We start from the raw sequence: 17,550 nt of genomic DNA, 5'->3' as shown, positions 1-17,550 counted from the left end.
CCACCCCGGACACGCGCCCGGACCTACTCCCGGACACGCCGAGGCCGCCCGACCCCGGACGGGTCGGGCGGCCTCGGTGTCCTACGGCAGGCGGCTCGCGAAGATCAGGTCGTAGCCGTCGTGACCCTCGCCGTCCAGGTGCTCCGCCCGACACAGGCCCGCGCGCAGGGCGACACGTCGGGAGGCGAGGTTCTCCGGCCGGACGCGGGCGATCAGCGGGAGATCGGGGACGTGGGCGGCCGCCCAGCCGGCGACGGCGGTGGCGGCCTCGGTGGCGAGGCCCCGACCCCAGGCGGCGGGAGCGAAGCGGTAGAAGAGGTTGAGGATCGGCAGGCCCGCCAACTCCATCGGCTTGATGCCGCAGAAGCCCAGCACGGCCGGTGAGTTGTGTGTTCGGACGGTCCAGTAGCCGTAGCCGTGGTGCTCCCAGACGGCGTTCCAGCGGCCGTACCGTTCCTCGGCCTCGGCCCGGGTGGCGAGCGCGTCCGAGGGGTTGTGGACGCAGGTGGCCGGGTCGCGGTGGACGGCGAGGATGGCGTCGATGTCGCCCTCGACGGGGCGCAGCAGGGAGAGCCGGCTGGTCGTCAGCTCCTCGCGTCCGCCCATGGCGGGCACCCTAGCGCGGGACGGCGGGGGTCGTCGAAGCCTTCGCGGGGCCCGAAGGAGCCTTTGCGGGAGGCGTGGAGGCGGGAGCCGTGGCGGGCGGAGCCGTCGAGCCCCCGGCAGCGGCAGCGGCCCCGGCACCGGGTGCCGGGGAGAGGCCGGTGCAGCCACGCAGGCCGTCGCGGCGCTTGAGGGCGGCCTCGGCGGTGGCGCCGGTGACCGGCTCCGGGATGCCCTTGTCGTCGATGGTGGCCGGGGTGAAGGCCTCGCCCGTCACCTTGCCGTCGGCGGTGAGGGTGAGGGTGGTGACGCCGGTCTCGTTGGAGTTGGCGTAGTTGGAGGTGCCGTACCAGAGGAAGTTGCCGAAGCCGTACCCGATGTAGGTGTTGCCGAGCATGCCCGAGCCGACCATGGTGTGCGCGTGGGTGCCGACCACGGCGGTCGCGCCGGCGGCGGCGAGCTTCTTGGCGATGGTGGTCTGCGGTCCGGTCGGGCAGGCCTTGCCCTCGTCGCCCCAGTGCAGGTAGACGAGCACCACCGGGGCCTGCTGCTTGGCCGTCTCCACCGCCTTGACCAGTGCCGGGACGTCCAGCGCCGAGGCGATGCCCGGCTTGTTGGCGCCGGCCCGCCACTTCTGGTTGGTGATGTCCTCGACCTGGCTGGCGGCGACCACGGCGACCTTCACCCCGCGCACGGTGGTGACGTACGGGGCGTACGCCTCCTTGGCGTTGCGCCCGACACCGACCACGGGGATCGGCGAGGAGTCCTTGGCGGCGAGGGTGTCGGTGAGGCCGTCGGCGCCGAAGTCCACGGCGTGGTTGTTGGCCATCGAGACGACGTCGACGCCCGAGTCCTTGAGCACCGACAGGGCCTTGGGCGAGGTGCGGAAGGTGTACGTCTTCGGCTCCGGGGCGCCGCGCCCGGTGATCGCGGTCTCCAGGTTGAGGACGGACAGGTCGGCGTCGGCGAGGGTGCGGGAGATCGGGCCGAGTGCCTGCTCGGGCGCCTGGACCGCCAGCCGGGCCTCGGTGCGGCCCTCGAAGTGGACGTCCCCGGCGAAGGCGACGGTGATGGTGCCGTCGGGTCGGGGCGGGGCGCTCTTGCCCGGGGCCGTGCCGGAGGGCGAGCCGTCCGGTGCGGACGCGGTGGGCGGGGCGGGGGCGGCGGAGGCCGGGGCCGGGTCGGGGTCGTCCGGCCCACAGGCGGCGACGGCGGTCATTCCGACGAACAGCGCGACGGCGGCCGCGGCACGACGCATGAGTGGATCCCCCCGAGGATGATGCAAGAGCGGTCAGCCTACGCCACCGAATCACCATCACTCGGACCCGAGCCCGCAACATTCCGGCCACAAAGTATTCCGCCGACCCCGGGCCGGGCGTCGACAGTGCACTCCTGGACCACGCCGTCGGCCCACCCGTCCCTCTCGTCCCAATCGCCCTACCCGACCCGGCCACCGCGTCCCTGGCGCGCGGGCGGGCGGGGCGCGCAGCGTGGTGTACGGGGGCAGTGTGGTGTACGGGGACCGGCGCGGTGTGCGGGGAGCGGGTCCCGCGCCGAAGGCCGGGAGGTATGACGTGATGGACAGCAATCGACTCTCCCCCACGGGCGGCGGTCGGCCCTCCGCCGCGGACGGCGGCCGGCCCTCCCCCACTCGGGAGCACCGGATCGTGGTCGGGATCGACGGCTCCGCGCCGTCGAAGGCGGCCCTGCGCTGGGCGGTCGGCCAGGCCGTGCTGACCGGGGCGACGGTGCACGCCGTGGCGGCCTGGGAGTACCCCTCGCTGTACGGGTGGTTCGCACCGATGGTGGACGACGGGTTCGAACGGGCCGCCGGCCGCACGCTGAGTGCCGAGATCAACGAGATCCTCGGGCCGGACCGCCCGGTGGAGGTCCGGGAGAGCCTGGTGCTGGGCCACGCCGCCGGCGTGCTGCTGGAGGCGGCCGGCGGGGCCGACCTGCTGGTGCTGGGCAGCAGCGGCCGGGGCGCCTTCGCCCGGACGCTGCTCGGCTCGGTGTCCACCCGCTGCGCGGTGCACGGGGCCTGCCCGGTGGTGATCGTCCGTGCCGACGGGACGGCCGTCGCCCCACCGCAGGGCATGGCCGTGGCCGGCGGTGCCGAACAGGGGGCGCCCGGCCGCGTGCGCACCAAGGACTGGCAGCTCAGCCTGCACGTGGTCGAGGACGAGGACACCACCCGGGTCCACGCCGTACTGGACGCCGACGGCAACGTGCTGCACAGCGACGCCCGCTCCCGCCGCAACCCGCGCGACGTACCGGCCCCGGAGGTCGGCGACGAGTTCGCGGTCGGCCGCGCCCTGGTGGACCTCGGCCACCAGCTGCTGCGCGCAGGCGTTCACGGCGCCACCGGGCCCACCGAGGAGTGAGCACCCGTCCTCAGGTGGGTGCCGGGCGGTGGAGTGCGCGCCGACCGGTCGGGTGCGCCATGCTGGCACCGCCGGAGCAGCAGCGAACCGCCGTACCATCACGGCGCTGAACCGCTGAACCGCTGGACCACCGCACCGCGCCACCGCCGTACCGCCGTACCGCTGAACCGTTCCTCCTGCGATCCGACCGGAAGAGCCGCACCCCGCCATGGACACCACCCCGGCCGCCAACCCACCCGCCAACACCCCACCCGTCGGCACCCCGCCCGTCGGCACCCCGCCCACCGAGGCCCCGCCCACCGAGACCCGGGCCCCGGACTTCACCGTCGGCGAGCGCGCCCGGGGCCGCGCGCTGCGCCGCGCCCAGTTGCCGTGGGCACTCGGCGGGCGGCTGGCGGGCCTGGCGCTGACCCTGCTGCTCGGCCTCACCCCGGCCGGCGCGGCCCTGGTGACCACCACCGGCGGCTGGTTCGGCGGCTCCCGGACGGCCGGCGTGCTGGCCGGAGCGGCGGCCCTGGTGCTGCTCGGCCAGGCGCTGCAACTGCCGTTCGGCGCCGGGGCGAGGACCGTCCGGGCCCGGTACGGGCTGGTGACCCAGGGCTGGGCCGGCTGGGCCCTCGACGCCGTGCGCGGCCTCGCGCTCACCCTCGTCCTCGTCCTCCCGCTCGCGCTCGGGCTGTTCGCGCTGACCGCCTGGTCACCGCAGCGCTGGTGGCTGCCGGCGGCGGGTGTGGCGGCGCTGCTGACGGCCGCGCTCTCCTTCCTCCACCCGCTGCTGATCGAGCCGGTGTTCAATCGCTTCTCCCCGATGCCTCCAGGGGAACTGCGCGCCGCGCTGCTGGCGCTGGCCGAGCGGGACGGCGTCCGGGTGCGGGACGTCCTGGTGGCGGACGCCTCCCGCCGCACCACCGCACTCAACGCGTACGTCTCCGGGTTCGGGGCGACCCGCCGGATCGTCGCGTACGACACGCTGCTGACCACCGCCGAGCCGCGCGAGGTGGAACTGGTGGTCGCGCACGAGCTGGGGCACGTCAAGCACCGGGACGTGCCGGTGGGCACCGCGCTGGGCGCGGTCGGCGCGGCCGTCGCGGTGGTCGTCCTCGGCCTGCTCGCCGCTTGGCGGCCGCTGCTGGACGCCGCCGGGGCGACGGACGCGGCGGACCCCCGGGCGCTGCCGCTGCTGGCGGCGCTCGCGGCGCTGCTGGGCGCGCTGTCGGGGCCGCTACAGTGCACGGTGAGCCGCCGGATCGAGGCCAGGGCGGACCGGCACGCGCTCGAACTGACCGGGGACGTGGAGCAGTTCGTGGCGATGCAGCGCAGACTGGCCGTGGCGAACGTCTCCGATGTCGACCCGCCGAGGGCGCTTGAGCTACTGTTCGCCACTCACCCGAGTGCGACCAGCCGGATCGCCGCCGCCCGCGCCTGGCAGGCCGCACCGGAGCAGCGGGCGCCGGAGCGACGCGCCACGCCGGGCAAATCTGTTGTATAGTGCAACAAATATCGAGGAGGTAGGAACGCCGTGCCCGGCCGCCAGTCGTCCATCGAGACCATCCAGCGCGAGCTGACCGCCTTCGCCCGCCGCGCCCGGCACAAGGCCTCCCAACTGCACCCCGACCTCTCCCTGGTCACCTACAGCATCCTCGACCTGATCACCGAGCGCGGCGGCTGCCGGGCCGCCGACGTGGCCGCGTACTTCATGCTCGACAAGTCCACCGTCAGCCGTCAGGTCACCGCCCTGGAGAAGCTCGGCCTGCTGGCCCGCGAGACCGACCCGGACGACCAGCGCGGCCAGATCCTGCGCGCCACCGAGGCCGGGCTCACCCTGCTGCGGGACGCCAACGAACAGCGCCGGCTCTCCTTCACGGCACGCTTCACCGACTGGTCCGACGACGACGTCGCCCGCTTCGCCGACTACCTGGCCCGCTACGGCCAGGAGGGCTGACCGACCCGTCGACCGGCGGGCCCGGCCCCTCCGGGGTGCGCCGTGCCACCTCCACGGTGTACAGAGGAGGAGTGCCCCTCCGGCAGCGTCCCGATGCGCCGCACCCGCCGCCCGCGCCGCATCCCCCCGACCGCCGCCGCGCCTGGCGGCCCGACCGCCGGGTGCTGACGGCGCTGACGCTCGCGCTGATCGTGCTGATCACCGTGGTCGACATCCTCTCCCCGCCGGACATCCACCTCGGCCCGCTGCTGATCGTCGCCCCCGCCATCACCGCCTCCTTCGCCGGCCCCCGAGCCACCGCCACGGTCGCCGCGATCGCCTTCGCCGCGCTGACCGTCATCGGCGCCGTCCGCGAAAGCCTGACCAGCACGAACATCGAGACCCAGCTCAGTGCGCAACTGGTCGTCTCGGCGCTGATCATCGGCCTGCGGGTGCTGCGCGAACGGCACGAGCGCGAACTGGCCCGGGTGCGTTCGGTGTCCGAGGCCGCCCAGCGGGTGCTGCTGCGTCCACTGCCGGACCGGATCGGACCGCTGCACCTGGCCTCCGTCTACCTGGCCGCCGAAGCCGAGGCGCAGGTCGGCGGCGACCTGTACGCGGCCGCCCGCACCGCCACCGGCACCCGGCTGCTGGTCGGCGACGTGCGCGGCAAGGGCCTGTCCTCGCTCGGCGACGCGGCCCTGCTGCTCGGCGCCTTCCGCGCCGCCGCCCACCTGCACGCCGAGCTGCCCGACCTGGCCGCCTACCTGGACGGCAGCGTCAGCTGGGACCTCGCCCAGCTCGCCGAACAGTCCCGGCGGGACCGGCAGGAGCGACGGGAGCGGAGCGGGCGGGGCGACCGGGGCGAGCGAGGTGACCGGGGCGAGCGAGGTGACCGGGGCGAGCGGCAGGGCCTGCAGGCGCTGTCCGCACTGCCGCTCCCCGCGCCCGAGGAGCCCCCCAAGGAGAGCGGCGAGGCCGGCGAGTCCTTCATCACCGCCGTCCTGCTCGACATTCCCGACGACGGCTCCCCGGTCCGCCTGATCGACTGCGGCCACCCTCCCCCGCTGCTGCTGCGCCCCGACGGCATCACCACCCTCGCCGCCCGCCACCCCGCCCCACCGCTGGGCCTCGGCGAGCTCGCACCGGTGCGGTACGAGACGGAGACCTTCCCGTTCCGGCCCGGAGACCGGCTGCTGATCTACACCGACGGCGTGATCGAGGCCCGCGACGCCCAGCGCCGCTTCTACCCACTCACCGAACGCGTCACCGCCTGGCGATCCGAGCGCCCCAGCGCCCTGCTCCACCACCTGCGCCGCGACCTGCTCGCCCATGTCGGCGGCCGACTGGACGACGACGCGGCCATGGTCGTGGTCGAGCGACTGCCGTGAGGGGCGGGCGGGCGGCTGACAGATGACAGATTTCAGCTGACAGATTTCGACATCTGTCAGCTGAAATCTGTCATCTGCAACCTGTCGGCCGCCCGCCGTCGGCGTCAACCGAACCCCGAGCTACGGCTTTTGCGGCAGTTGCGGAACGTCAGCGCGCCGCCGCAGGAGTCCAGCGCATCGGTCAGCCACCGCGCGCCCGCTCAGCCCTTCAGCTCCCAGGCGGGCAGCCGGGCGGCCCGGTCCGGGTAGGAGCTGTCCGGCCGATCATGGCCGGAGGTGCTATAGCGTGCTCCCGTGCATGAGATCTTCAGGTCACTCCCGTGGCCCTTCGAGAAGGCCGAGTTCCCTCCCCACCTCGGGGCCGTCGTTCAGTGGACAGTGGCGAACGGAGAACTTCCGGCGTTGTTCGTTGGTCACACCGAAGAGAACTCCTGGCTCATCGGCGACGGCGTGAACGACCCGAACCTCGCTGGTGCATGCGCGGCCATGTGCATCTGGGCCGCGATCGAGCACAACGCAAGCATGCGAGAGCTGGCCGACCTGCCCATCGGCTGGGCTGCCGAGCGGGACGCGCCTGGCGCTCCGTGGCACCGGTCTCCGTTTCAGCTCACGGACTAGAGCTGCCCGGCGCCGGTCATCTGCCGAGCGGCCTGGAAGAACGCCTGGGCGCCGTGGCGCGGGTGGGTGAGGGAGGTGCCCAGGCCGATCCGGGTCTCGGTGGCGGGCCGGCGTCGGTGGCGAGGTGGGTCGGCCCGGGTGCAGCAGCCGGCGAGCAGCGCGAGGGTCGGCAGGAGGGCGGCGGAGCGGGGGTGCGGGGGTGCGGGGGTGCGGCAGCGTGTCGACGGCATCCGGTCAGCTGCAGCCGGGGATCGGGTTGGCGGTGGCGCTGCCCGCCTGGGTGAGCAGACCGCACAGGGTCGAGCGGGACACCTTCCAGGTGCCGTTGTCGAGGACGGACTGGCCGGTCGCGCTCGGCTCCACCGCGTTGCCCTGGAGCGAGAGCGAGTAGGTGACGGTCGCGTGGCTCGCGTCGGTGAACGTGACGTCCTCGACCTTCGCCTGCACCTGGCCGACCTCCGGGTCCTGGGCGAAGCCCTGGAGCGCCGGGAGCAGCATGTCGCCGTCCTGGAGCAGGCTGGCCTTGTCGGTGACCGACGTGCTGGGGTCGAAGAACCGCTCCCAGTTGCTGGTGATCTCCTTCTTGGCCGCGGCGGGGTCGGTGGGGGCGGTTTCGGTGGCGGTCTGCGTCGCCGGGGCGGACTCGGTGGCGGTGGCGGTGGCAGTGGCGCCCGTGGCCGCCGGGGACGTGGCTACGGAGCCGGAGCCGCCGCCACCGCCGCACCCCGCCGCCGCGCCCACGAGCAGCAGGGCGAGCAGCGCGCCCGCCGTCCGCAGAGCCCGGCCGCCGGTATCGGTGGTGCCGCTTCGCATCACGTGCATGGTCGTCTTCCCTCTCGACTGCGCCGCCCGGGCCCCGCTCTCGGTGTCCCGGACGCTGTTCCAGGCCGATCCTGGACACGTCTCACGTGACACCTTGAGGCGGATCCACGGCTGAATCGCAATCCGACGGAGAAATCACCCGTAACGCTGCGGGCGTTCGCCCGTCCGGGACGGGTTCCACCGAACTCGGGTTCCACCGGGGTCGGTTCTTCCGGACCGGCCGGGAGCGGGCGCGAGTGGGCGGGAGCGGGCGAGCCGGCTGCTCGCCGCGGCCAGCGCCGCGCCGCGCACGCTCGGCTGGTACGGGACCTCCGGTGAGCGCTTCGTCGAGCGCAGGTCCCCTGCCTGGCCTCGTCCGCCGTCCCCGGCACGGCGCTGATCGTGTCCGGGACCGTCCGGGCGCCCTGCGACCGCCGCCCTCCCCACCGGGCATCCGCACCTGACTGACGAGTGGAGCGGCTCCACGAGCTACGGGTCGAACCGGATGCCGGGCCCGCTCCGCCGGACCAGTGGCCGACTGCTCCGGACCGGCAGGATCGAAGGCAACCGGCCCTGCTGGATTACCGTTTCATGACTTCCAGATGACCTCTCCCTTCCAATTCGATGGCTACGATGGCCGCACCCATGTCGATCAGAGTCGACATAGCCGGGTAGGGGGAACTGACGGTGAACCACATCCACGTCCAGACGCATGCCCTGCGCCAGTCGGCGAACGGCCTCACCGAGGCCGCCAAGACCTTCGGGCCCGTCGGGCACTGGCTCGACGACAGCCACACGGCCGCCGACAGCATGTCGGCCTGGGACTCCGGACCGGCACTGAAGGACTGCGCAGACGTCTGGCAGGCCCATGTGAAGTCCGTCGTCGATCAACTTCACGTCTATTCGAAGCAGTTGCACGACTCGGCCCACTCCTACGACCAGGCCGACCAGGAGTACGCCCGCCGGCTCGAGTCCGCGCTCGACGACCTCGACGGCGCGGCGACGGAGCAGCAGCCGTGACGATGACCATCGCGGCGCTCAAGGCCGCCAACAGCATCGACGTCGACGCCGCCGCCGGCTCCTGGCTCGCCCTGTCCAAGCAGGCGTGGCAGGCCGTCAACGACATCCACGCCAACGGTGTCGACCCGCTCAAGGAGAACTGGAAGGACAAGGTCGGCGAGGCCGCCGGCCGCAAACTCCAGGAGCAGGCCCAGATCCTGGAGGCCGGCGCGGACATCATGCGCGGCGTCGTCATGGTCCTCGACGGGCTGAGCGCCAGCATCACCCGGGCCAAGCTCACCCTGAACTCCGCCCTGGACATGGCCGGGCAGTACGGCCTCACCGTCGACGAGTCCACGGCCACCGTCCACGGCAGCGGCGGCGCGGCGGCCTCCAACGACAACGTCGTCCAGGAGATCGACGCACTGCTCCAGGAGGCGCTGCGCGAGGCCGCCCAGGCCGACAGGCTGGCCTCCGCCGAGCTGCGCAAACTCGCCGGGGCGACCTGCGAGACCGATCCGCGCAAGGCCCTGGACCAGCTCCAGCGCGAAGCCTCACAGACCGAACTGTCCATGTACACCGGGGACATCCCCAGCGGGCAGGACCCCCGGCTGGTCAGCGACTGGTGGAACGCGCTGACCGACAACCAGCGTAAGCAGCTGATGCTCTCCGACCCCGTGACCCTCGCCAACCTCCCCGGCATCCCCGACGACGTGAAGGTGGGCCTGCGCGGCGGGCCCAACACCAAGTACGACCGGGTGAAGACCGTGCAGTGGGCGCTGGAGCACTGGAACGACACCACCATCGACGTCTTCGACGACAACTGCACCAACTTCGCCTCGGAGGCGCTGCGCCAGGGCGGCGTGCACGCCAAGTGGGACCAGTGGTGGGGCTGGCGCGGGGACGACACCTGGGGGCGCAGCGACGACGCCGGCGGCGACTGGTTCGACCAGCGACTCGACTACTCGAAGAGCTGGGCCGGGGCGCAGAACATGCACGACTTCATGATGCGCCACGGCGGCCAGGAGCTCACTCCGGACGAGGTGAGGCCCGGGGACATCGTCTACTACGAGGAGGACTCCGACCAGGACTCCCAGGACAAGAAGGGCGTCGTCCACCACACCGCGGTGGTGACGGCGGTGACCCCGGACGGGGACATCCGCTACACCCAGCACAGCGGCGGCCAGCAGAACGCGAGCCTGGGCGGCCGGATCGACAGCTTCCAGGAGCAGCGCGGGCACCAGAAGCTGCACTTCGTCCGCGTGAATCCGGACTGGTACTAGGCCTATGAATGAGGAACAGCGCTCTCCCCGGTGGCTGCGGGCGGGCGGCCCGCTGCTGCTCGGCTGCCTCGGGTGGGCGTTCGGCGTGCCGACGCTCCTCGCGGACGGCGACATCCACGCGCTGGTAAGCCGCTGCCAGGACAGCCCCGGCGCCCCGGCCCACGTGCTGCCGCTCGCCTGGGCGGGGCTGGTGCTCGGCATCGGCACGGTGTGCTGGGGCGGTTGGCAGCTCGTCACCGCCGTCCGGCGCAGGACGTTCCGGATCGGCCTGGGGCACGCTCTGCTGTGCGTCCTGCTGCCGGTGGCGGCGATCGGGGTGCCGTTCCAGTACGCCCTCGCGCAGACCGCCGCACACGACACCGGCACGCAGCGGAGCACCTGCTTCGGGCAGGGCCGGCTCACGGACGCCGTCGCTGCGGGCAGGACGGCTCCGGACACGGCGGCACCAGGTGCGACGGCTCCGGGCGTGGCCGCTGCGGGTGTGGTCAGTGCGGGTGTGGTCGGTGCGGCCGCGGCGCGTCAGGCACGGCTCCCATCCTGATCGCCACCGCGCGACTACCGGGCGGATGCGGATACCCGAGCCCAGGCCGGCGCCCAAGCCGACGAGGACGGGCCCAGCCGTCGGCGATCCGAGGACGCGCAGAGAGCAGAGGTCGAACATGTCGAGGCTCCTTCCCCGGGGACCTGACGGCCCCGCTCGTGGTGCCTCAACGATGACCCCGGGCGCCCCTCCCGCACATGTGCCGATCGGCAGAGCCTGAGCAGCAACTCGCCCTCTGCCCCTGCCGATCGGCAGGGGCAGAGGGCACAAAGGCGCTGGAGGCCAGGCCCGGTCCGGCACAGTCCGCGCCCCAGCCCGAGGGCCAAGCACGTGACAGCCGCGGCGATCACCGCCGACGGCCGGCCGACGAACGGGGGACGGCAGGGCCAGGCCGACGTACGCCGAGAGTCCCGCGCCGATCAGGCCGGCCGGTCGGCCGACTGGGCACAGAGTGGTCACGGCTCTCCCGGCCCCGGGTGGGTGCCGACGGCGCGGGATCAACCCGACTCCCGTCGGGTTCCGTCGACCCGGCCAGGGCCGCCCGCCCCCGGCAGGTCCTACGGCTGGTGGACGTACGGCGTCGTCGTGCTCAGCCAGGCGAAGCCGAGGCGCTGCAGGATGGGCCGGCTCTGGTCGCTCGCGTCGACCTGGAGGTACTGGTAGCCGAGCTCGGCCGCGAGGCGGGCGCGGTGGGCGACGAGGGCGCGGTAGATGCCCCGGCCGCGCCAGTCGGGCGCGGTGCCGCCGCCCCAGAGGCCGGCGAACCCGGTGCCCGGGATCAGTTCCATCCGGGCGCCGCTGACCGGGCGGTCACCGGCCATCGCGACGACCATGCTGACCGTCTCGGTGCCGTGCCGCAGGTGGTCGAGCAGCCGCTCGCGCAGGCTGGGGCGCTCGGTGCCAAAGGCCTGTACGTGGGCCTCCATCAGCAGGTCCACCCCGGCCGGGTCGGTCACCGGGAGCAGCCGGACGCCCTCGGGCAGGGCGGCCTCGGTGGGCAGGTCCGCGATCCGGGCGATCATCAGCGCCTCCTCCGGCTCCGGGGTGAAGCCGGCCGCCAGCAGTCGGGCGCCGAGGTCCGCGGGGCGGTCGTGGGAGTAGGCCTTCCACTCGAACTCCAGCCCCAGTCCGGCGAAGTGGCGCACCTGTGCGGCGATGACCGCGTCCGCCCCGGCCTCGTCCAGGCCGGACCAGACCACGCCGTTCCAGCTGTGCTCCGGACCCACCTGCCGGACCACCGCGCCGTCGCGCTCGACACGGCAGTCCGGGTCGGGCGGCGCGTTGCGTCGGAGTCGGTCGTCGAACAGGGCGAGCACTTCGTCTTGATCCATCCGCTCACTCCAGCACGGCGCGGGAGCGCGCGCCATCGAGTTTCCGCGCCACCGGCCGCGAGCGGCGGGCGGGCGGGCCAGGCAGGCAAGCCGGGCAGGCGGGCGAGCCAGGCGGGCGCTGCCCGGGGTGCGGCGGGCGGGGAGGACCACGGCGATCACGGCGCAGCCGAGTCCGGCCGGAGGGAGGGAGCGGATGCCGCGGACGGTGTCCGCGCCTCGTCGCCGTACTCGCGGTAGCCGCTGGGGCGGTACTCGGGGGTGAGCTGCCCCTGTTCCTCGTAGCGGCGCAGGACGCGCGGGGTGACGCCGGGCGACAGGCGGCGTGACGCCGCGCGACGCCCGGGCGAACGCCGTCGACGCCGGGGTCTTCGCCACGCACGAGGCGACCCTCCGTACGCTGGGCGCCGTACGCCACCTGGGCGCCGGCCCAGGCCGGGTTGAGCGTGACAAGTCTGTGAGGAACTGTGGTCGACGGGCGGATACGGACGCGGGAAAATCCGCAGGCCGAGGACCGAACGCGGGGAGTCCGGTGATCACTCAAGGCGTGAAGATCACGACGCGCTGCAGTGACTGCGGCGGCGTGCTGACACGCGACGTCGGCCAGTTCATCGACCGCGGGCAGGTGTGGTGGGGCACGGAAGGGAGGTGCCGGAGCTGTCCCGCTGCGTGGTGCGAGCAGGACAGCGGCGGGCCGACTCCCGAGGAGGTCCGACAGGCGCTGCTGGCAGAGCACGGCCCTGCTCGACTTCGCCTTGCAGGGCCCGAGTCGAGCCTTGTCCCTGTCTTGCATGCCCTGCGGGAGATTCACGGGCTCTCGCTGACACAGGCCCGGGCCATGGCCCACGAGCTGAGGACAACCGGTCTGGTGGGCACGCTGGTCGAGATGGAGCTTGTGGCCGCTGGGCTCCGATGTCGCTCGGTCGCAGCAGTCGTCGAGCCGGCGGCCGACTGACGGTCAGCGACCCGGCCGGAGCGGCTCGACGAGAAGATCAGGGATCCGCACCGGGGCGGCCCGCAGGCGCGCTTGTTGTGGCCGGGGCGCTCCGCCGGCAGCCGCTCGGCGCGGCGCCCGGGGGTCACTGCGCCAGGTAGCCGCCGTCCACCGGCAGCACGACCCCGGTGACGAAGGAGGCGTCGTCCGAGGCGAGGAAGAGGACGGCCGCCGCGACCTCGGCCGGGACGCCGAGCCGGCCCATCGGGTGCAGCTTCTCGATCGCCCCGAGGTACTCGGGTCCGCCGGGCTCGTCGTACAGCCGGGCGACCCGCTCGGTGGTGATGGTGCCGGGGGCGACGGCGTTGACCCGGATGCCGCGGTCGGCCCACTCGACGGCGAGGTGCTTGGTGAGGCCGGAGGCGACGAACTTGGCGGGCCCGTACACCGCTTGGCCGCGCTGGCCGGCCTCGCCGGAGATGGAGGACAGGCAGACGATCGAGCCGCCGGGCCGTTCCTGCGCCGTCATCGCCTCGATCGCGTACTTGCAGGTGAGGAACATGCCGCGACCGTCCACCGCCATGACGTGGTCCCAGTCCTCGGCGGTGGCCTCGGTGATCTCCATCAGCGGGATGATCCCGGCGTTGGCGACCAGGACGTCCAGCCGCCCGTGCCGCTCGACGGCGGCCGCCACCATCCGGCGGGCGTCCTCGTCCCGGGCCACGTCGCCGACCACCGTGCTGACGGCGCCCGGGAGTTGCTCGGCCAGCCGGTCCAGTCCGGCCGCGTCCACGTCGGTGGCGACCACCGACGCGCCCTCCCGGACGAAGCGTTCGGCGACGGCCCGTCCGATGCCGCTGGCCGCGCCCGTCACCACACAGGAGCGGCCGGCCAGCCGCCCGGCCGCGGGGCTCCCCGCGTTCACAGTCACCATGGCGCGACTCTACCCAGCGGAGGGGCGGGAGTCGGGGCCCTCCGCCCGGTGCGCCGGATCCGGCCGGTCGGCGGCTCGAATGCGGCCCGGGACACTCGGCGACGGCACCACGCGGGGCGACGGCCACAGGGAGCACTTGCGGCGGCGACGGCGGGAACGACAACGGCGGCCGGGACCGTCGGTACGGTCCCGGCCGCCGTTCGACCGGCATGCAGCCGATGCGCGGTGAAGGCCGCGGGAGCTACACCCGCGCGTCCGTGGCCAGGGCTTCGGCCACCGGGAGGTTGGGCTGCGGGTGGGTCAGCAGGTGCACGCCCGCCGCCAGCGCGCCGCCGACCAGCGGGGCGAGCAGGAACAGCCACAGCTGCGACAGTGCCTCGCCGCCCGCGAACAGCGCCGGGCCGAGGCTGCGCGCCGGGTTGACCGAGGTGCCGGTGAGCGGGATGCCGACCAGGTGGACGACCACCAGTGCGACGCCGATCGGCAGACCGTCGAAGCCGACCGCGGCCAGCCGGTGGGTGACCGCCAGGACCACGTACACCAGCAGGAAGGTGAGGACGACCTCGGTCAGGAACGCGCCGCCGGCGTTGATGTGCACCTGGGAGCGCTCGCCCCAGCCGTTGGTGCCGAGCTTGCCGTGGGTCTCCAGCCCCGGCACCTGCTTCGCGAGCAGCAGGACGAGCGCCGCGCCCGCGATGCCGCCGAGCACCTGTGCCACCCAGTACGACACCGCCGTGCGCCCGTCTATCCGGCGGGCCAGCAGGAAGCCGAGCGTCACCGCCGGGTTGACGTGGCAGCCGGAGATCGGGCCCAGCGCGTACGCGAGCGCGAGCAGCACGAAGCCGAACGCGAGCGCGATGCCCACCGCACCGATCGCCTCCCCCGCGAGCACCGCGGCGCCCACCGCCAGCAGCACCAGCAGCAGGGTCCCGAGGAACTCGCCGATCACCGCCCGCTTGTCCGTTCCACCCATGCGCCTGGTCCTCCTGACCGTCAGGGCAGGCGGTCCGGTACCGCCCACGTCCGGCCAACCCTGGTCGACCGTTCGAGGGAGCGCATGTCGGCCGAACGGCCCACCACCGTGTTCACGGCGCGTCCGCCTGCCGAATTACTCCGAACGGATGAAACCGTACGAAAATGGCGAGCCCAATGCAAAACGGAGGTAAAACGGGCAGAGGCGGACAGGACGGGCGGCGAACAGCCCTCGGAACGGTCGGCGGCCGGTCGACAGGCCGGGCAACAGAACGGTCGACGGGCCGGCCGGAACGGCCTTCAGACCGTCAGCACGATCTTCCCGCGCAGGTGTCCGGCCTCACTGACCCGATGCGCCTGCGCCGCCTCCGCCAGCGGGAACACCCGGTGCAGCGGCAGCCGCAGGGTCCCCGCCTCGTGCAGGGCGACGGCGGCCGCGAAGGCGCGCTGGTGGTGCGACTCGACGCCCTCGACACCGCCGTTGAAACGGACGCCGTGCTCCTGCCCGCCCTCCATGTCGGCGATCGTCAGCACCCGGTCGGCGCTGCCCGTCAGCTCGACCGACAGCGGCAGCACCCCGCCCCGCCCGGCCGCGTCCAGCGCCCGGTCCACCCCGCCCGGGGCGACGGCCCGCACCCGCTCGGCCAGGCCCTCGCCGTACGCCACCGGGATCGCGCCGAGTTCCCGCAGGTGGTCGTGGTTGGCCTCGCTCGCGGTGCCGATGACGGTGATCCCGCGCGCCCGGGCGAACTGGAGCAGCACCGTGCCCACCCCGCCGGCCGCGCCGTGCACCAGCAGCGTCTCGCCCGGCCGCACGCCGAGGAGGTCCAGGACCCGCTCCGAGGTCTCGGCCGCCGTCGGGAGCGCGGCGGCCTCCTCCCAGCTCAGCCCGGCGGGCTTGTGGGCCAGTACCGCCACGTCCACCAGCGCGTGTTCCGCGTAGGCGCCGCCCATCGTGCTGCCGAACACCTCGTCGCCGGGCTCGAAGCCGCTCACCTCGGCACCGACGGCCTCCACCGTGCCGGACACCTCCACGCCCGGCACGTAGGGGAAGACCACCGGGAACAGCCCGGCCAGCTCGCCGGTGCGCAGCCTGCGGTCCACCGGGTTGACGCCCACCGCTCGGACCGCGACCCGCACCTGGCCGGGGCCCGGGGCGGGCAGTTCGATGTCGATCGGGCGCAGCACGTCCACGCCGCCGAACTCGGAGAAGGCGATCGCCTTGGTCATGGAAAATCCCTCGTTCCAGGAGAGTTGGTCTGTCTTCCGACGCCTTCCATCCTGTGACCGGAGCGGCGGGCGCCCGGCCGGTCCTTCGGACGGTTCGACCTGTCCGAACGGCCAGGCGGGACCGTCGGCGCCCGAACTAGGCTGGAGCGCATGGACGGCATGAGTGGTTCCAACGGCACCGACGGCAAGGGCCGGGTCGACGGCAACGGCCGGACCGACGGCAAGAGCCAACTCCACGGCAAGAGCCGGGCCGACGGCAGGAGCCGGACCGACGCCGAGGGCGAGGCCTGGCAGCAGCACTGGGGCCGCCCCGAAGACGCGCTGGCCCGCGCCCTCGAAGTGCTGCGCACGCCCCGGCCGGACCTCCTGCGGCAGCTGTCGGCGGTCCTGGACACCCTCGTCCCGCACGCGGCGCTCGCCCAGCTCAGCGGCGTCTGCACGTTCAGCCCCACGAACAGCTACGGCCCGCCCGAGCTGACCGGGGCCATCGGCTCGCTGGACCTGTCCCGGCTGGCCGAACGCGCGGCCGGGACGACCACGGCCGGCCGCCCCTGGCAGGGCGAGGCCGAGCTCGCCGGACAGTCCCGACCGGTGGTGGTCACGGCGACCACGCCCGGCAACGGCAACGGCGCCGTCCTGGTCCTCGTCCGGCGGGACGCCGAACCGCTCGCCGCCGGGGCGCTCGCCGTCCTGCAGCAGCTGTGGGACCTGGTGGTCGCCCACTCCGACCACCGCGCCACCGACGCCGCCCCCACCCAGGCCACCGCCTCCCGCGCCTCCGCCAACGCCCGCGCCCGCGCCATCGCCGAGTTCACCGGCACCCACAGCGCCGCGCTCACCGCGATCCTGGCACCGCTGCGCTCGGCCGACCTGGACGACGCCACGGCCCGCCGCACCGCCACCGAGCTGGCCGTCACCGCCCTGCTCGACCTGCGCCAGGGCGCCGAACTGGACCGCACCCTCAGCGAGCAGCCCGCCGACGCTGCCTTCGCCCGGCTGGTGCGCGAGCTGCGCCCGCTGCTGCGGCACACCCAGGTCCAGCTCGACATCGCGCCGCCGACCGAGGCCGACCGGTCCGTCCCCGCCGACGCCGCGCACACCGCCCGGGACGCCGTCCGGGTGGCCGTGCTGCTGATGCTGGAGCAGGAAAAACCGACCCGGCTGCACGTGAGCTGGCAGCTCACGGCGGACGGCCTGCTGCGCGCCGTGGTGCGCGGCGACGGCCTCGGCGTCCTCACCGCCGACGCCCTCACCGTCCACCGCACCGCCGACCGCATCGCCGCCCTCGGCGGACGCCACGGCGTCGAGGCCGTCCCCGGCTGGGGCACCACGGTGACCGTCGACCTCCCGCTCGCCCTGCCCGAACCCGCCCTCGCCACCGACCCGTTGGACGGCCTCCAGCCGCGCGAACGGGAGGTCCTCGACCAGCTCGCGCGAGGCCGCCGCAACCGGGACATCGCGGCGGCCCTGCACATCAGCGAGTCGACGGTGAAGTTCCACGTCGCCAACATCCTCGCCAAGCTCGACGTCTCCTCGCGCGGCGAGGCCGCCGCCCTGGCCCACAGCGCCGGACTGCCGCGCCCGCCCGTCGGGCTGCACGCGGCATCCTGA

19 protein-coding genes are annotated in these 17,550 nt (G+C 73.9%); 10 read left to right on the top strand and 9 right to left on the bottom strand.

The genetic code is table 11. The annotated features are described in order from the left end of the window. Positions 1 to 81: 81 nt before the first annotated feature. The gene (locus ACGF0D_RS03295) at positions 82 to 606 is read right to left on the bottom strand and encodes a GNAT family N-acetyltransferase (RefSeq protein WP_392913782.1); all 525 of its coding nucleotides are present in this window, start codon (positions 604 to 606) and stop codon (positions 82 to 84) included. A 10-nt stretch (positions 607 to 616) separates the two neighbouring features. Beyond that, complete coding sequence (locus tag ACGF0D_RS03290; RefSeq protein ID WP_392913781.1) at positions 617 to 1,861, bottom strand: CapA family protein; 1,245 nt, start codon at positions 1,859 to 1,861, stop codon at positions 617 to 619. 319 nt (positions 1,862 to 2,180) lie between these two features. On the opposite strand from ACGF0D_RS03290, the gene ACGF0D_RS03285 reads away from it, so the two are divergent. From ACGF0D_RS03285 to ACGF0D_RS03265, 5 genes are all read left to right on the top strand, one after another. Further along, complete coding sequence (locus ACGF0D_RS03285; RefSeq protein WP_392913780.1) at positions 2,181 to 2,987, top strand: universal stress protein; 807 nt, start codon at positions 2,181 to 2,183, stop codon at positions 2,985 to 2,987. Positions 2,988 to 3,195: 208 nt separating this feature from the next. Beyond that, on the top strand, positions 3,196 to 4,476 hold the full coding sequence (locus ACGF0D_RS03280; protein WP_392913779.1) for a M48 family metalloprotease: 1,281 nt from the start codon (positions 3,196 to 3,198) through the stop codon (positions 4,474 to 4,476). Between the two features lie 30 nt (positions 4,477 to 4,506). Further along, a complete protein-coding gene (locus ACGF0D_RS03275; protein ID WP_392872236.1) occupies positions 4,507 to 4,929 on the top strand; it encodes a MarR family winged helix-turn-helix transcriptional regulator in 423 nt (140 codons plus the stop codon). 71 nt (positions 4,930 to 5,000) lie between these two features. Next, on the top strand, positions 5,001 to 6,299 hold the full coding sequence (locus ACGF0D_RS03270; protein WP_392913778.1) for a PP2C family protein-serine/threonine phosphatase: 1,299 nt from the start codon (positions 5,001 to 5,003) through the stop codon (positions 6,297 to 6,299). A gap of 294 nt (positions 6,300 to 6,593) precedes the next feature. Next, on the top strand, positions 6,594 to 6,917 hold the full coding sequence (locus ACGF0D_RS03265) for a hypothetical protein (RefSeq protein ID WP_392872241.1): 324 nt from the start codon (positions 6,594 to 6,596) through the stop codon (positions 6,915 to 6,917). Here the strand turns inward: ACGF0D_RS03265 and ACGF0D_RS03260 are convergent. Continuing rightward, positions 6,914 to 7,147 carry a hypothetical protein gene (locus ACGF0D_RS03260; protein WP_392872243.1) on the bottom strand — a complete coding sequence of 78 codons (234 nt, stop codon included), beginning with the start codon at positions 7,145 to 7,147 and terminating at the stop codon, positions 6,914 to 6,916. The two genes, ACGF0D_RS03265 and ACGF0D_RS03260, sit on opposite strands and share 4 nt — an antisense overlap. A 4-nt stretch (positions 7,148 to 7,151) precedes the next feature. After that, a complete protein-coding gene (locus ACGF0D_RS03255; RefSeq protein WP_392913777.1) occupies positions 7,152 to 7,739 on the bottom strand; it encodes a hypothetical protein in 588 nt (195 codons plus the stop codon). A 666-nt stretch (positions 7,740 to 8,405) separates the two neighbouring features. On the opposite strand from ACGF0D_RS03255, the gene ACGF0D_RS03250 reads away from it, so the two are divergent. The 3 genes from ACGF0D_RS03250 to ACGF0D_RS03240 are packed head-to-tail and all read left to right on the top strand — an operon-like array spanning position 8,406 to position 10,541. Continuing rightward, entirely contained in the window at positions 8,406 to 8,738 is a 333-nt protein-coding gene (locus tag ACGF0D_RS03250; RefSeq protein WP_392913776.1) for a type VII secretion target, read from the top strand. A 2-nt stretch (positions 8,739 to 8,740) separates the two neighbouring features. After that, positions 8,741 to 10,000 carry an amidase domain-containing protein gene (locus tag ACGF0D_RS03245; protein ID WP_392913929.1) on the top strand — a complete coding sequence of 420 codons (1,260 nt, stop codon included), beginning with the start codon at positions 8,741 to 8,743 and terminating at the stop codon, positions 9,998 to 10,000. A gap of 4 nt (positions 10,001 to 10,004) precedes the next feature. Then, positions 10,005 to 10,541 (top strand): hypothetical protein, encoded by a 537-nt coding sequence (locus ACGF0D_RS03240; protein ID WP_392913775.1) that lies wholly within the window; start codon positions 10,005 to 10,007, stop codon positions 10,539 to 10,541. Positions 10,542 to 11,098: 557 nt separating this feature from the next. Here the strand turns inward: ACGF0D_RS03240 and ACGF0D_RS03235 are convergent. Further along, entirely contained in the window at positions 11,099 to 11,872 is a 774-nt protein-coding gene (locus ACGF0D_RS03235; protein WP_392913774.1) for a GNAT family N-acetyltransferase, read from the bottom strand. Between the two features lie 155 nt (positions 11,873 to 12,027). Then, positions 12,028 to 12,189, bottom strand: coding sequence for a MerR family DNA-binding transcriptional regulator (locus tag ACGF0D_RS03230; protein WP_392913928.1), 162 nt, complete (start codon positions 12,187 to 12,189; stop codon positions 12,028 to 12,030). A 227-nt stretch (positions 12,190 to 12,416) separates the two neighbouring features. Here ACGF0D_RS03230 and ACGF0D_RS03225 point away from each other — a divergent pair, with 227 nt between their 5' ends. After that, the gene (locus ACGF0D_RS03225) at positions 12,417 to 12,824 is read left to right on the top strand and encodes a hypothetical protein (RefSeq protein WP_392872254.1); all 408 of its coding nucleotides are present in this window, start codon (positions 12,417 to 12,419) and stop codon (positions 12,822 to 12,824) included. Between the two features lie 124 nt (positions 12,825 to 12,948). Here ACGF0D_RS03225 and ACGF0D_RS03220 read toward each other — a convergent pair whose 3' ends face one another. The 3 genes from ACGF0D_RS03220 to ACGF0D_RS03210 all read right to left on the bottom strand — a co-directional run bounded on the left by ACGF0D_RS03220 (position 12,949) and on the right by ACGF0D_RS03210 (position 15,939). Further along, positions 12,949 to 13,737, bottom strand: coding sequence for an SDR family NAD(P)-dependent oxidoreductase (locus tag ACGF0D_RS03220; RefSeq protein ID WP_392913773.1), 789 nt, complete (start codon positions 13,735 to 13,737; stop codon positions 12,949 to 12,951). 241 nt (positions 13,738 to 13,978) lie between these two features. Then, positions 13,979 to 14,710, bottom strand: a complete 732-nt coding sequence (locus ACGF0D_RS03215) for an MIP family channel protein (RefSeq protein WP_392872260.1) — start codon at positions 14,708 to 14,710, stop codon at positions 13,979 to 13,981. Positions 14,711 to 15,009: 299 nt separating this feature from the next. Next, a complete protein-coding gene (locus ACGF0D_RS03210) occupies positions 15,010 to 15,939 on the bottom strand; it encodes an NADP-dependent oxidoreductase (RefSeq protein ID WP_392913772.1) in 930 nt (309 codons plus the stop codon). Between the two features lie 150 nt (positions 15,940 to 16,089). Between ACGF0D_RS03210 and ACGF0D_RS03205 the strand changes: the two genes are divergently transcribed. Then, on the top strand, positions 16,090 to 17,550 hold the full coding sequence (locus ACGF0D_RS03205) for a LuxR C-terminal-related transcriptional regulator (protein ID WP_392913771.1): 1,461 nt from the start codon (positions 16,090 to 16,092) through the stop codon (positions 17,548 to 17,550).

This window comes from Kitasatospora sp. NPDC048298, assembly GCF_043201465.1.
GTDB lineage: Bacteria > Actinomycetota > Actinomycetes > Streptomycetales > Streptomycetaceae > Kitasatospora.
Note: the sequence above shows the minus strand (reverse complement) of the source record. Positions and strands in the feature narration are given on the sequence as shown.